The organism is Streptomyces rectiverticillatus (assembly GCF_013394065.1).
GTDB classification, from domain to species: Bacteria; Actinomycetota; Actinomycetes; order Streptomycetales; family Streptomycetaceae; genus Streptomyces; species Streptomyces rectiverticillatus.
In genome coordinates this window covers 2,867,869-2,881,701 of the sequence record NZ_CP040752.1, presented here as the reverse complement: position 1 = coordinate 2,881,701, position 13,833 = coordinate 2,867,869, and the positions used below count along the sequence as shown (strand labels likewise).

11 protein-coding genes are annotated in these 13,833 nt (G+C 71.7%); 8 read left to right on the top strand and 3 right to left on the bottom strand.

The features are described 5' to 3' along the window. The 5 genes from mtrB (at position 1) to FGW37_RS12355 (ending at position 6,694) form a co-directional block, all read left to right on the top strand. Positions 1 to 2,028 (top strand): MtrAB system histidine kinase MtrB, encoded by a 2,028-nt coding sequence (gene mtrB / locus FGW37_RS12375; protein WP_179081117.1) that lies wholly within the window; start codon positions 1 to 3, stop codon positions 2,026 to 2,028. Beyond that, on the top strand, positions 2,018 to 3,856 hold the full coding sequence (locus FGW37_RS12370; RefSeq protein WP_246430369.1) for an LpqB family beta-propeller domain-containing protein: 1,839 nt from the start codon (positions 2,018 to 2,020) through the stop codon (positions 3,854 to 3,856). Before mtrB ends, FGW37_RS12370 begins: the two co-directional genes overlap by 11 nt. A 77-nt stretch (positions 3,857 to 3,933) precedes the next feature. Next, positions 3,934 to 4,704, top strand: coding sequence for a ComF family protein (locus FGW37_RS12365; RefSeq protein ID WP_179081115.1), 771 nt, complete (start codon positions 3,934 to 3,936; stop codon positions 4,702 to 4,704). A 316-nt stretch (positions 4,705 to 5,020) separates the two neighbouring features. Continuing rightward, complete coding sequence (hpf, locus tag FGW37_RS12360; protein ID WP_425506520.1) at positions 5,021 to 5,710, top strand: ribosome hibernation-promoting factor, HPF/YfiA family; 690 nt, start codon at positions 5,021 to 5,023, stop codon at positions 5,708 to 5,710. A gap of 243 nt (positions 5,711 to 5,953) precedes the next feature. Next, positions 5,954 to 6,694: a response regulator gene (locus tag FGW37_RS12355; protein ID WP_058044204.1), complete on the top strand. Its 741-nt coding sequence runs from the start codon at positions 5,954 to 5,956 to the stop codon at positions 6,692 to 6,694. Here the strand turns inward: FGW37_RS12355 and FGW37_RS12350 are convergent, their stop codons facing one another. Together FGW37_RS12350 and FGW37_RS12345 are read right to left on the bottom strand one after the other, a co-directional pair. Further along, on the bottom strand, positions 6,695 to 7,879 hold the full coding sequence (locus FGW37_RS12350; RefSeq protein ID WP_179081113.1) for a winged helix-turn-helix domain-containing protein: 1,185 nt from the start codon (positions 7,877 to 7,879) through the stop codon (positions 6,695 to 6,697). 45 nt (positions 7,880 to 7,924) lie between these two features. Beyond that, complete coding sequence (locus FGW37_RS12345; RefSeq protein WP_179081112.1) at positions 7,925 to 8,518, bottom strand: GNAT family N-acetyltransferase; 594 nt, start codon at positions 8,516 to 8,518, stop codon at positions 7,925 to 7,927. A gap of 235 nt (positions 8,519 to 8,753) precedes the next feature. Here FGW37_RS12345 and secA point away from each other — a divergent pair, with 235 nt between their 5' ends. Further along, positions 8,754 to 11,570, top strand: a complete 2,817-nt coding sequence (gene secA, locus FGW37_RS12340) for a preprotein translocase subunit SecA (protein WP_179081111.1) — start codon at positions 8,754 to 8,756, stop codon at positions 11,568 to 11,570. Between the two features lie 80 nt (positions 11,571 to 11,650). On the opposite strand, the gene FGW37_RS12335 is transcribed toward secA, so the two are convergent. Beyond that, entirely contained in the window at positions 11,651 to 12,133 is a 483-nt protein-coding gene (locus tag FGW37_RS12335; RefSeq protein ID WP_179081110.1) for an Rv3235 family protein, read from the bottom strand. Between the two features lie 302 nt (positions 12,134 to 12,435). Between FGW37_RS12335 and FGW37_RS12330 the strand changes: the two genes are divergently transcribed. Then, complete coding sequence (locus FGW37_RS12330) at positions 12,436 to 12,939, top strand: DUF6912 family protein (protein WP_179081109.1); 504 nt, start codon at positions 12,436 to 12,438, stop codon at positions 12,937 to 12,939. A 63-nt stretch (positions 12,940 to 13,002) separates the two neighbouring features. Next, positions 13,003 to 13,671, top strand: coding sequence for an HAD family hydrolase (locus tag FGW37_RS12325; protein ID WP_179081108.1), 669 nt, complete (start codon positions 13,003 to 13,005; stop codon positions 13,669 to 13,671). Positions 13,672 to 13,833 lie beyond the last annotated feature (162 nt).

Sequence of the window (13,833 nt, the reverse complement as noted above, 5' to 3'; positions counted from 1 at the left end):
ATGTCGGGCAACGGTGCCGCCCCGGAGCGGGGCGTGGGGCGGCCCGTCGAGACGGCGGGCGGCATATCTTTCTTCCGGCGGCTGTGGCGGGCCGGGCGGATGCTGTCCGACGGCGCCGCCGCGGGGCCGGTCCACCCGGTGCTGAGGCTGTACGTGCGCTGGGTGCGCCGTCCGCTGCTGCCCGCGATGCGCCTGTGGCGGCGCAACATCCAGCTGCGGGTCGTCGCGACGACGCTGCTGATGTCGATGGGCGTCGTGCTGCTGCTCGGCGTCGTGGTCATCGGGCAGGTCCGCAACGGCCTGCTGGAGGCCAAGCGGCATGCGTCGCTGAGCCAGGCCGAGGGCGGTTTCAAGGCGGCGCGGGACGCCGCCGACACCGCGGGGGACACCCGCGGGCAGGATGCGCAGTCGGGCAATCGCGGTGCCACGGACCCCGGGGCCTGGTTGACGGCCCAGGTGCAGCAGCTCTCCAGCGGCGGGCAGGGCGTCTACCACGTGGTGGCGCTCAGCTCCGGCGGCGGCGACCTCGTCTACGGCGACCTGGGGTACAACGACATGACGTCCGCCGGGGCGCGCGGCCCGCGGGCCTCCGGTGACATCGACCCCGAGGCCAGCATCCCCGCCGACCTGCGCAAACAGCTGGATTCCAAGACCGGTGCGCTGTGGAAGTCGGCGTCGGTCAAGCACAACTCCTCCGACGAGGGCGAGCCTGCGCTGGTCGTGGGCAAGCGGATGTACGACCCCAACGGCAAGGCGTACCAGCTGTACTACCTCTTCCCGTACACCCAGGAGGAGAAGTCGCTGAGCCTGGTCAAGGGCACGCTCGCGACGGCCGGGGTGTTCGTGGTCGTGCTGCTCGGGGCCATCGCCTGGCTCGTGGTGCGGCAGATCGTCACGCCCGTGCGGATGGCCGCGAGCATCTCCGAGCGGCTGGCGGCGGGCGTCCTGCAGGAGCGCATGAAGGTCACCGGTGAGGACGACATCGCGCGCCTCGGCGAAGCCTTCAACAAGATGGCGCAGAACCTCCAGGTCAAGATCCAGCAGCTGGAGCAGCTGTCGCGGATGCAGCGCAGGTTCGTCTCGGACGTCTCGCACGAGCTGCGGACGCCGCTGACGACCGTGCGCATGGCCGCCGAGGTCATCCACGAGGCCCGTGAGGACTTCGATCCGGTCACCGCGCGCTCGGCGGAGCTGCTGTACGGGCAGGTCGACCGCTTCGAGTCGCTGCTGGCCGACCTGCTGGAGATCAGCCGGTTCGACGCGGGGGCCGCGGCCCTGGAGGCCGAGCCCGTCGATCTGCGGGACGTCGTCCACCGCGTGATCGAAGGGGCCCTGCCGCTCGCGGAGCGCAAGGGCAGCAAGCTGCTGGTGCAGGGCGCCGAGCAGCCGGTGATCGCGGAAGCGGACTCCCGGCGCGTGGAGCGGGTGCTGCGCAACCTGGTCGTCAACGCGGTGGAGCACGGCGAGGGCCGGGACGTGATCGTGCGGCTGGCGGCGGCGGGTGGCGCGGTCGCGGTGGCCGTCCGCGACTACGGCGTGGGTCTCAAGCCCGGCGAGGCGGTCCGGGTGTTCAACCGGTTCTGGCGGGCCGACCCCGCGCGCGCCCGCACCACGGGCGGTACGGGCCTGGGCCTGTCGATCGCCGTGGAGGACGCGCGGCTGCACGGCGGCTGGCTGCAGGCGTGGGGCGAGCCGGGCGGCGGTTCGCAGTTCCGGCTGACGCTGCCGGGCACGGCCGGCGAGACCCTGCGCGGGTCGCCGATCCCGCTGGAGCCGGAGGACTCGCGGCGCAACCGCGGGCTGAGCGAGGCCGGGGTGCCGGTGGCCGTGGCCGGGCGGTCCGGCGGCGTACCGCCGCAGGGCGCCGGGCTGACGCCCGTACCGCCGCAGAACAAGAACGTGCCCGCCGTGGATCCTGCGGCGCTGCCGGGCAATGGTGCCCGTGTGGTGCGCCCGGGGGACCAGGACGGCGGCAAGCCCACGGCCGGGGCCGCGGGGGAACGTGAGGGGCGGGCGCGTGGGCGCTGAACGCAATCGCCGCAGGCGGGCGGGCAGCCCGCGGCGGCGGACCGCGGGGTTCGGCGCGCTCGCCGTCAGCGTCGCGCTGCTGGCCGGGTGCGCCTCGATGCCCGACAGCGGCGAGGTGACGGCGGTCGACTCGTCGCAGCGCGCCGACGCGGACTCGCAGGTGCGCGTCTACGGTGTGCCGCCGCACAAGGGCGAGCGGCCGCAGGAGCTGGTGACGGGCTTCCTGGAGGCCACCACCAGCGATGATCCGGACTACGGCACGGCCCGTATGTACCTGGCCAAGGGCAAGCAGCGGGAGTGGAACCCCTCGTGGGGCACGGTCGTGCTGAAGGAGCCGCCGCAGGTGCAGGTGGAGCACTCCGGCGATCGCGACCGGGACTACACGATCACCCTGATCGGCAAGCAGGTCGCCAGGATCGACGCCAAGCACGCCTACAAGCCGGAAGAGGGTGCGTACAAGGAGCGGATCCACGTCGCGCGCGAGGGCGGCGAGTGGCGCATCGACAGGCTGCCGGCCGGGCTGGTGCTCGGGCTCGCCGACTTCCAGCGGATCTACCGGTCGGTCAACAAGTACTACTTCGCGGAGCTGGGCACGTCCGGCTCCGGCAAGGGCCGGGACGTGCTCGTCGCCGACCCCGTCTATCTGCGCAAGCGCATAGACCCCGTGACGTCCACGGTCAACGCGCTGCTGGACGGGCCGACCAACTGGCTGGACCCGGTGGCCGCCACGGCGTTCCCGACGGGCACCAAGATCGTGGACCGGCGGCTCTCCGTGGACGACTCCAACGCCCTCAGGATCCGGCTCAACGAGAAGGCCGCGGGCACCAACCAGGCACAGTGCCTGCGCATGGCCGCGCAACTCCTGTACACCGTCCAGGATCAGTCGGCGAAGGTCGGCCAGGTGGTGCTGCAGCGGGACAACGGCTCGCAGTTGTGTTCGCTGGCGCGGGAGGACGCGCGCAGGTACGCGCCCGACCAGGCCGCCGGCCGTGGCGCCGACCAGCAGTACTTCGTGGACGCGCAGCACCGGATGGTGAGCCTGGCCGACGGCGACGAGGAGCCGCGGCGGGTGCCGGGACCCTTCGGGGCCGACGGGGCCGCGCAGCTGAGATCGGTGGGAGTGGACCGCAGCGAGCACCACGCCGCGGGCGTGGCCGCCAACGGGCAGGCGCTGTACGTCACCCGTCTGGAGACCGGATCGGCGCTGGGGGAGCCGCGGGTGACCGCACGCGGCGGGGCGAAGGCCGGGCTGACCGCCCCGAGCTGGGACGGGCTCGGCGACCTCTGGGTGGCCGATCAGGACCCGGAGCGGCCGCGGCTGCTGCGGCTGCCCGGCGGCACGGGCAGCCCGGAGGAGGTCCAGGTGCCCCGGCTCGACGGGCGCATCACCGGGCTGCGGATCGCGGCCGACGGTGTGCGGATCGCGCTGCTGGTGACCAAGGACGACCGTACGAGCCTGAAGCTGGGGCGGGTCGAACGGCACGCGGGCACGGGACGGCTGAGCCTGTCGGTGCAGGAACTGCGCTCGGTGGCGCCGCAGTTGGAGCAGGTCGACGCGGTGTCGTGGGCCGGCGGGAGCCGGCTGCTGGTCGCGGGGAACGAACAGGGCGGGCTGCAGCAGCTGCAGTACATCGACACGGACGGCTCGCTGTCGAACACCTCCGTGCTGCCCGGCATCACGGGAGTACGGGGCGTAGCGGCCTCGGAGAGCACGGCGAAGGCGCCGGCGCTGGTGGCCGAGCGGGACGGCGGGATCGTACGCCTGCTGCCGGACAGCAACTGGAAGCTGGTGACCAAGGAAGGCTCCGCGCCGGTCTATCCGGGGTAGCCGCCGGGCGCCGGTCGCGCAGCGCAGGGTTTTCCACAGGGGTGGCGGGGTGCCGCGGCCGGCGGGACAGTGGATCTGTGCGCGGGTGGTGGCAGGAGATCGCCGGCCTGGTGCTGCCGGGCGAGTGCGCGGGGTGCGGGCGGCCGCGGTCCGTGCTGTGCGAAGCGTGCCGGGCGGCGCTGGGCGGAGGCGCGGTGCCGGGCGCGGGTGCGGCGTGGCGCGTCAGGCCGGATCCCGTGCCGGCCGGGCTGCCGCCGGTCCATGCCGCCGCGCGGTATGAGGGCCCGGTGCGCTCGGCCCTGCTCGCACACAAGGAGCGCGGGGCGCTGGGGCTGGCGGGGCCGCTGGGGGCTGCCCTGGCGGGTGCGGTGCGCGCTGCGGCCAGTAGACCGGGGGGTGGGCGGTGGGGCGGGGGAGGGGCCCTGGAGGCCGGTGAAAGGCCCTTGCTGCTCGTTCCCGTCCCCTCCGCCCGCCGTGCCGTCGCCGCCCGGGGCCACGATGCCGGCCGGCGCCTGGCTCTTGCCGCCGCGCGTGCCCTGCGCGTGGCCGGCCTGCCCGCCCGCGCGGCGCCCGTGCTGCGCCAGTGCAGGGCCGTCGCCGACCAGGCCGGGCTGGGCGCCCGGCAGCGCAGGGCGAATGTGGCCGGTGCCCTGGGGGTACGTGTGGGAGGAGAGGGGCTCTTGATGCGCGAGGGGCCGGTGGTGCTGGTAGACGATCTGATGACCACGGGGGCTTCGCTCGCCGAGGCCGCCCGTGCCGTCTCCCTCGCGGGCGCAAGAGTGCTGGGCGCCGCCGTCGTGGCCGCGTCCGGAGTTCCCCCGCGCGAGGCCGAAAAGAACCGGAACTGAAGGGCAACGTCATTCGTTGCTGATGGTAACGGCAGGGAAACACCTGAATGGAGGTACGTCCCGGTAGGGGCTACCGACAGGCGTCCGAGCGAGATATGTTCGGTTGTGAGGAATGGCAGGGGCTATGCCTCGCATTTCCGAATGGCGCGCTTTGCTCGCTTTCACGGAAGCTTGAAGTCGATGGGGTGCAGACCTTGCCGATGGGGGAGGAGGAGGTGAAAACCGCCAAGTCGGTGGCTCCGGGCATCCCCGGAGTCTGATGCAAGAGGGATGCGCTCCGCACCTTCGGCGGGGCGATCCGGGAACGGAGTTCTGCGTGGACATCGTCGTCAAAGGCCGCAAGACCGAGGTGCCCGAGCGCTTTCGCAAGCACGTGGCCGAGAAGCTGAAGCTGGACAAGATCCAGAAGCTCGACGGCAAGGTGATCAGCCTCGACGTCGAGGTGTCCAAGGAGCCCAACCCCAGGCAGGCCGACCGCTCCGACCGGGTGGAGATCACGGTGCGTTCCCGTGGACCGGTGATCCGGGCGGAGGCCGCAGCAACCGATCCGTATGTCGCACTGGACCTGGCCACCAGCAAGCTCGAAGCACGACTGCGCAAGCAGAACGACAAGCGCCACACCCGGCGGGGCAACGGCCGTATCCCCGCGAGCGATGTCGCGGCGACCGTCATCGGCGCCGCGGAGCTCACCGACAGCGGTGAACTCGCCGCCGAGCAGGCGGCGGACGGGGTGCCGGTCACCCGCATGGGATCCCTGGAGATTCGTGGCGAAGGCCCTCTGGTGGTCCGCGAGAAGACCCACTCCGCAGCGCCCATGACCCTCGACCAGGCGCTCTACGAAATGGAGTTGGTCGGGCACGACTTCTACCTGTTCGTCGACTCCGACACCAAACAACCCAGTGTCGTCTACCGGCGGCACGCCTACGACTACGGCGTCATCCACCTCAATGCCGACCCGCTCTTCGAAGGAGAGCCCGGTGGTGCGGGCGGGGAGCTGGGCGGCTGAGCCGGGAGGCTCCGGCCTCCCGCGCCATTTGCCGTAACCGTCGGTCCGGTGCCCTCGGGGCGCGCCCCCCGCGCCCCCGGGGCGCCGTCGTGCGACGACGGAAGCAGCGCCCGGCCCCCCGGCATGAAATCATGACCCGACGGCCAACCACCGGCACCGGGGAACCGGTTGGGCGGCGCAGCACGCAGCACAGTGCAACCGCGAGGGGCTCTGGGCCTTCAGGGGTCTTCAGGGGGAGGAACAATGGCGGACAGGTTCGGGCCCGTACTCGAGCCCGGCGAGGACGACGACGAGGCCTGCACGGGCAGGGGCGCGGCGCGCGAGGAGCCCATCCGGGTCCTGGTCGTGGATGACCACGCGCTCTTCCGCCGGGGCCTGGAGATCGTCCTGGCGCAGGAGGAGGACATCCAGGTCGTCGGCGAGGCCGGGGACGGCGCGGAGGCCGTGGACAAGGCCGCGGACCTGCTGCCGGACATCGTGCTGATGGACGTCCGCATGCCCAAGCGCGGCGGCATCGAGGCGTGCACCTCCATCAAGGAGGTGGCCCCCAGCGCGAAAATCATCATGCTGACGATCAGCGATGAGGAAGCCGACCTCTACGACGCCATCAAGGCCGGGGCGACCGGCTATCTCCTCAAGGAGATCTCCACCGACGAAGTGGCGACCGCCATCCGGGCCGTGGCCGACGGGCAGTCGCAGATCAGCCCGTCGATGGCCTCCAAGCTGCTCACCGAGTTCAAGTCGATGATCCAGCGCACGGACGAGCGCCGGCTGGTGCCGGCCCCCCGGCTGACCGACCGCGAGCTGGAAGTCCTCAAGCTCGTCGCCACGGGGATGAACAACCGCGATATCGCCAAGGAGTTGTTCATCTCCGAGAACACCGTCAAGAACCACGTGCGCAACATCCTGGAGAAGCTGCAGCTGCACTCCAGGATGGAGGCGGTGGTCTACGCGATGCGCGAGAAGATCCTGGAGATCCGTTAGCTAATCCAGGGCGGTGATCAGCGCTGCGGCCAGCTTCGCGTCGTCGCAGCGCTCGATCCGGACGGCGTCGCAGCCCACCCACTCCGCCGCCTCCCGCAGCGCCGCGGCCATCGGGGCCACGGCCTTGGGCCCGTCGAGGGAGACCTGGCGGGCCACCAGCGTGGATCCGTCGCGCGCGGGGTCGACGCGCCCGAGCAGCCGGCCGCCCGACAGCAAGGGCATCGCGAAATAGCCGTGTATCCGCTTCTCCTTCGGGACGTACGCTTCCAGGCGGTGCGTAAAGCCGAAGATCCGCTCCGTGCGGGGGCGGTCCCAGACCAGCGAGTCGAACGGCGACAGCAGCGTCGTGCGGTGCCGGCCGCGCGGCTGCTCGGCCAGGAGCGCGGGGTCGGCCCACGCCGGCTTCGACCAGCCCGCCACCTCCACCGGCACCAGACCGGTCCCGTCGATGACGGCGTCCACCTGCTCGCCCTTGAGGCGGTGGTAGTCCGCGAGGTCCGCCCGGGTGGCCACGCCCATCGCGGCACCGGCCTGCGCCACCAGGCGCCGGACGCACGCGGCGTCGTCCAGGTCGTCGTGGAAGAGGGCGGTGGGCACGGCGCGCTCCGCCAGGTCGTACACGCGCTTCCAGCCGCGCCGGCGGGTGCACACCACCTCGCCGGTGTCCAGCAGCCACTCCACCGCGATCTTCGTCTCGGACCAGTCGTACCACTCCCCGCCGTTCTTGGCGCCGCCCAGCTCCGTGGCCGTCAGCGGCCCGTCGGCCTTGAGCCGGTCGCGGACCGCCGCGCACGAGCGCTCGGCGTCCTCCATGACGTGCCAGCGGTGGCCACGGGCCTGGAAGGCCCGCCGGCGGAAGGCGAACAGCGGCCACTCCTCGACGGGCAGGATGCACGCGGCGTGCGACCAGTACTCGAAGGCGTGATCCCCCGACCAGTACGCCCCCTCGACCGCGGCCCGGCCGACCGCGCCCAGCCGGGCGTACGGAACCAGCTCGTGCGAGCGGGCCAGCACCGAGATCGTGTCCAGCTGGACGGCCCCCAGCCGCCGCAGCACGCCGCGCGTGCCCGCCCGCCGGTCCGGCGCGCCCAGCAGGCCCTGGGCGCGCAGCGCCAGCCGGCGCGCGTCATCGGCGGACAGGTGGTGCTCGGGCTTACGGGCCTTGGCGGAGGCGGCAGTTGTCATGGCGGCCACCTTAGGCGGGGCCACTGACAACGGCCGGGGAGCCGGTCAGCCGCGCTCGGGAAACGGCAGGTAGGGGGCGGTGGTGGGCAGCCCCAGGTCCGAGGGGAGCAGGGAGCCGGTCCACGCGTCGCGGCGCGTGCCCGCGTACACGATCTTCGACCGCATGACGCCCTCCATCCGGAACCCGACCTTCAGGGCCACTGCACGCGAGCCCTCGTTGCCCGCCTCCGCGTACCACTCCATGCGCTCGACGCCGAGGGTCCCGAAGGCCCAGCGGACCACGGCGCCGGCCGCCTCCGCGGTGTACCCGCGGCCGCGCTGCTCTTTGGCGGTCCAGTAGCCGAGCTCGGCCTGGTGTTCGGGGGAGCGCAGCTGTGCGAGCCGCACCAGGCACATCGAACCGGCGAGCCGGCCGTCCTCCCGGGTGAAGACGGCCCAGGTGTAGAGGGTGTCGTCGCGCCAGCCGGCCGGGCAGGTCTCCTCGATGAAGGTCCGGGCGTCCTCGGGCGTGTACGGAGAGGGCACGCTCGTGTACCGGGGGATGTCCGGGTCCTGGCAGGCCGCGTGCACCGCGTCCGCGTCGGAGGGGGCGAAGGGACGCAGCAGCAGACGCTCGGTCGTGAGCTCTATGGGGTCCATGGGCGGAGTGTAAAGACCCTCAGCCCGGCACCTTCGGGATTATTCGCTCGTTCCATATCCGGGTGACACCGCGGGTGACACCCGGCCCGGGTGATGACGGACCTCCCGGCGCAGCGGGGTCCTCGCTTACGATGGCCGTTGCGGCGGGGACTGTCCCGTCGTGCCCGCGTACCCGCCCCCTGCCCACGGCGGGGGAGAACCGGTGCCAGGCCCGACCGGCAAGGAGCTAGCCTACGTGTCCGTCTTCGGCAAGATCATGCGTGCAGGAGAAGGCAAGATCCTGCGCAAGCTGCACCGCATCGCGGACCAGGTCAATTCCATCGAAGAGGACTTCCTCAACCTCTCCGACGCCGAGCTGCGCGCCCTGACCGACGAGTACAAGCAGCGCTACGCCGACGGGGAGAGCCTGGACGACCTGCTCCCCGAGGCCTTCGCGACCGTCCGCGAGGGTGCCAAGCGCGTCCTCGGTCAGCGCCACTACGACGTCCAGCTCATGGGCGGCGCCGCCCTGCACCTGGGGTATGTGGCGGAGATGAAGACCGGTGAGGGCAAGACCCTGGTCGGCACGCTGCCCGCGTACCTGAACGCCCTGTCGGGCAAGGGCGTCCACCTGATCACGGTCAACGACTACCTGGCCGAGCGCGACTCCGAGCTGATGGGCCGGGTGCACAAGTTCCTGGGCCTGTCGGTCGGCTGCATCCTGGCGAACATGACGCCGGCGCAGCGCCGCGAGCAGTACGGCTGCGACATCACGTACGGCACGAACAACGAGTTCGGCTTCGACTACCTGCGCGACAACATGGCGTGGTCGCAGGAGGAGCTGGTCCAGCGCGGCCACAACTTCGCCGTGGTCGACGAGGTCGACTCCATCCTGGTCGACGAGGCCCGTACGCCGCTGATCATCTCCGGCCCGGCCGACCAGGCCACCAAGTGGTACGGCGACTTCGCCAAGCTGGTCACGCGCCTGAAGAGGGGCGAGCCGGCCAACCCGCAGAAGGGCGTCGAGGAGACCGGCGACTACGAGGTCGACGAGAAGAAGCGCACGGTCGCCATCCACGAGGCCGGCGTCGCCAAGGTCGAGGACTGGCTGGGCATCGACAACCTCTACGAGTCGGTCAACACCCCGCTGGTGGGCTACCTCAACAACGCCATCAAGGCGAAGGAGCTCTTCAAGCGGGACAAGGACTACGTCGTCATGGACGGCGAAGTCATGATCGTCGACGAGCACACCGGCCGTATTCTCGCGGGCCGCCGCTACAACGAGGGCATGCACCAGGCCATCGAGGCGAAGGAAGGGGTGGAGATCAAGGACGAGAACCAGACCCTTGCCACGATCACCCTCCAGAACTTCTTCCGCCTTTACAGCAAGCTGTCCGGTATGACCGGTACGGCCATGACCGAGGCCGCCGAGTTCCACCAGATCTACAAGCTCGGCGTGGTGCCGATCCCGACCAACCGGCCGATGGTCCGCATGGACCAGTCCGACCTCATCTACCGCACCGAGGTCGCCAAGTTCGACGCCGTGGTGAAGGACATCGCCGAGAAGCACGAGAAGGGGCAGCCGATCCTGGTCGGCACCACTTCCGTGGAGAAGTCGGAGTATCTGTCCCAGCAGCTCGCCAAGCGCGGCATCCAGCACGAGGTGCTCAACGCCAAGCACCACGAGCGCGAGGCCTCGATCGTCGCGCAGGCCGGCCGCAAGGGCGCCGTCACCGTCGCCACGAACATGGCCGGCCGCGGCACCGACATCAAGCTCGGCGGCAACCCGGACGACCTCGCCGAGGCGGAGCTGCGCCAGATGGGCCTCGACCCGGTGGAGCACGTCGAGGAGTGGGCGGCCGCGCTGCCCGGCGCCCTGGAGCGGGCCGAGGCCGCGGTCAAGGCCGAGTTCGAAGAGGTCAAGGACCTCGGCGGCCTCTACGTGCTCGGCACGGAGCGCCACGAGTCGCGTCGTATCGACAATCAGCTGCGCGGTCGTTCCGGCCGTCAGGGCGACCCGGGCGAGTCCCGCTTCTACCTCTCCCTGGGCGACGACCTGATGCGCCTGTTCAAGGCCCAGATGGTCGAGCGCGTGATGGCCATGGCCAACGTGCCCGACGACGTGCCGATCGAGAACAAGATGGTCACCCGGGCCATCGCCTCCGCGCAGTCCCAGGTCGAGCAGCAGAACTTCGAGACGCGCAAGAACGTCCTGAAGTACGACGAGGTGCTCAACCGCCAGCGCGAGGTCATCTACGGCGAGCGCCGCCGCGTCCTGGAGGGCGAGGACCTGCAGGAGCAGATCCAGCACTTCATGGACGACACCATCGACGACTACATCCGCCAGGAGACCGTCGAAGGCTTCGCCGAGGAGTGGGACCTGGAGCGGCTGTGGGGCGCCTTCAAGCAGCTCTACCCGGTGAAGGTCACCATCGACGAGCTGGAGGAGGCGGCGGGCGACCGCGCGGGCATCACCGCCGAGTTCATCGCCGAGTCCATCAAGGACGACATCAACGAGCAGTACGCGGCGCGCGAGGAGCAGCTGGGCTCCGACATCATGCGCGAGCTGGAGCGCCGTGTGGTGCTCTCGGTGCTGGACCGCAAGTGGCGTGAGCACCTCTACGAGATGGACTACCTCCAGGAGGGCATCGGCCTGCGGGCCATGGCCCAGAAGGACCCGCTGGTGGAGTACCAGCGCGAGGGCTTCGACATGTTCCAGGCCATGATGGAGGGCATCAAGGAGGAGTCCGTCGGCTACCTGTTCAACCTGGAGGTCCAGGTCGACCAGCAGCTGGAGGAGGTGCCGGTCGAGGAGGCCGCGCCGTCCCTGGACAAGGTCCAGGACACCATCCCCGCCGCCCGTCCCGAGATCCGTGCGAAGGGTCTCGCGCAGCCGCAGCGGCCGGACCGGCTGCACTTCTCGGCCCCGACGGTCGACGGTGCGGGCGGCACGATCGAGACCGACTACGCCAGCGACGACACCGGCGAGTTCCGCTCGGCGGCGGACGGCATGACCCGCGCCGAGCGCCGCAAGGCGCAGAAGAACAGCGGCGGCCGTCGCCGCAAGAAGTGATCCCGGCGGTTCGTCGGGCGTGAGCCTTCGGGCGTGAGGCGGGGCGGGACACCCAGGTGTCCCGCCCCGCCTCACGCGTGTCAGCGCCGGGTGCCGCCGAGCTCCACGGCCGAGCACCGCCAGCGCTGGTCGGTGCAGCGCTCCAGGCGGAAGGCGAGCGCGAGCAGCCGGTCCCCGGAGGTGATGCGGGCGAAGGCCTCGATGACGCCCGGGGAGGGCCGGAACTCGTCGCAGTGCTTGACGGCGGGGCTGCGGCCCGGTGGGGCGGGCAGCAGCGGCGCGTGCGGCGCCAGGGCGGCCAGCTGGTCGTACGCGGCGCCCCGGGTGTGGCCGAGCATCCAGTGGACGGGGCGCTGGCCGCTGAGGGTGAGCAGGAGCCGCTCGGCGAACCAGTAGCGCGGCAGGCGCTCGCGTTCGCGGCGGCGCGCGGCGGGGTCCGGGGCCGGGCGGCGGGAGTCGGTGCGCCGCGCGGGTGCGGTCCGGGCGGCGGGCCTGCCGGTGCGGGCGGTCGTCCTGCCGCCGGTGGTCCTGCCGCCGGTGATCCTGTTGATGCCGGTCCTCATACTGGCCGCCCCCTCGCGGTGCCGGGCCCGGTGGGATTACCGGGCGGTAGCTTCCGTCGGGTGATCTTCTATCGGGGGTGACGGAGGGCGGCAAGGACGGACCCGGGGCCCGCGCCGCCCGCCCGTTCTTCACCTATTCGGGGGACCCGGGGGCGGTGCGGGGCGGCCGGGCGCCCCGCACCGCGACACGGGGTGCCGCGGAGCCGCCCGTAAGCGGCTCACCTGCACTTCGAAGGGGGACCCGCGCCCGTATGCTGACCTCACAACCGAAACGTCCCCAGGATCGAAGGAAAGCGGCGGTCATGCGCGTCTACGTCCCCTTGACCCTCCCCGGCCTCGCCGAGGCGCACAAGGCGGGAGTGCTGGGCCCGGCCCCGCTGGACGCCTTCGCCGTCACCCCGGCCCTGCGCGAGTGGTACCACTCCGACGATGTCGAGGAGCTGGAGTACGCGGCCCTGGGGCGCGCCGCCCAGGGGTCCCTGCGCCTGCTCGCCACCGACCCGGAGGCGCCCCGCCGCCGCGTGGTCGTCGCGGTCGACGTGCCCGAGGGCGCCGTGGCCACCGACCCCGAGCGCGGGCTGGACCAGTCCGCGTACGGCGAGGTGCGGCTCTCGGAGGCGGTGCGGCTGGCGAAGGCCGCGGCCGTGCACGTCGACTCCGGCGACGCCGAGGAGGACGTCGCGGCGGCCGCCGCGGCGCTGGGCGCCGCCGACCGCGGTGACGACGACGCGCAGTTCACGGTCGACGGGGCCGAGGACCACGAGCTGATGTGGTTCGGCGTGCAGGAGATCCCCAACCTGATCTAGGGGCCGACCCGGTCCAGGGGATCCAGGGGCGGCGTTGTCACAGCCGCCCCGTACAGTTTTCGCATGGGGAAGCACGCGGCCCACATCGTGTGGGACTGGAACGGCACGCTCTTTCACGACGTCGACGCGGTGATAACCGCGACGAACGCCGCCTTCGCGGAGATCGGCCTGGAGCCGATCACCCTGGAGCGCTACCGCGCGCTGTACTGCGTCCCCATCCCGCGCTTCTACGAGCGGCTGATGGGCCGCCTCCCCACCGAGGCCGAGTGGGAGCACATGGACGGGGCCTTCCAGCGGCACTACCACGACCACCACCTGCGCTGCGGCCTCGCGGACGGCGCCGAGAAGCTGCTGGAGCACTGGCAGGAGACCGGCGGCACCCAGTCGATCCTGTCGATGTACGGGCACGAGGACCTCCTGCCGCTCGTGCGGACGTTCGGCATCGAGCGGAGATTCGTCCGGGTGGACGGGCGGAGGGGCCCCTCCGGCGGCAGCAAGGCCGAGCACATGACCCGCCACGTCGCCGGCCTGGTGGCCGAGGGCATATCCGCGGCGCGCACGGTCGTCATCGGCGACGCCCTCGACGACGCGGTGGCGGCGGCCCACGTGGGGGCGCACGCGGTGCTGTACACGGGCGGCTCGCACGACCGGGCCGGGCTCGTCGGGGCCGGGGTGCCCGTCGTGGACACGCTGGTGGAGGCCGTTGCGGAGGCGGAGCGGCTGATCCGCTGACCGCGCTGTCCATATCGTCAAAGATGGGCCCCGGGTTTTGTACACAAACCGCTCGTGACGCCTCCCCGGGGAAGAGCGATAGCCTTACGGGGTGATCAGCGCGATATCCAGCGGGGGCGACGGCGCCCCTGTCCTGCGCCCGGAGTGCCACGGCACCCGGGA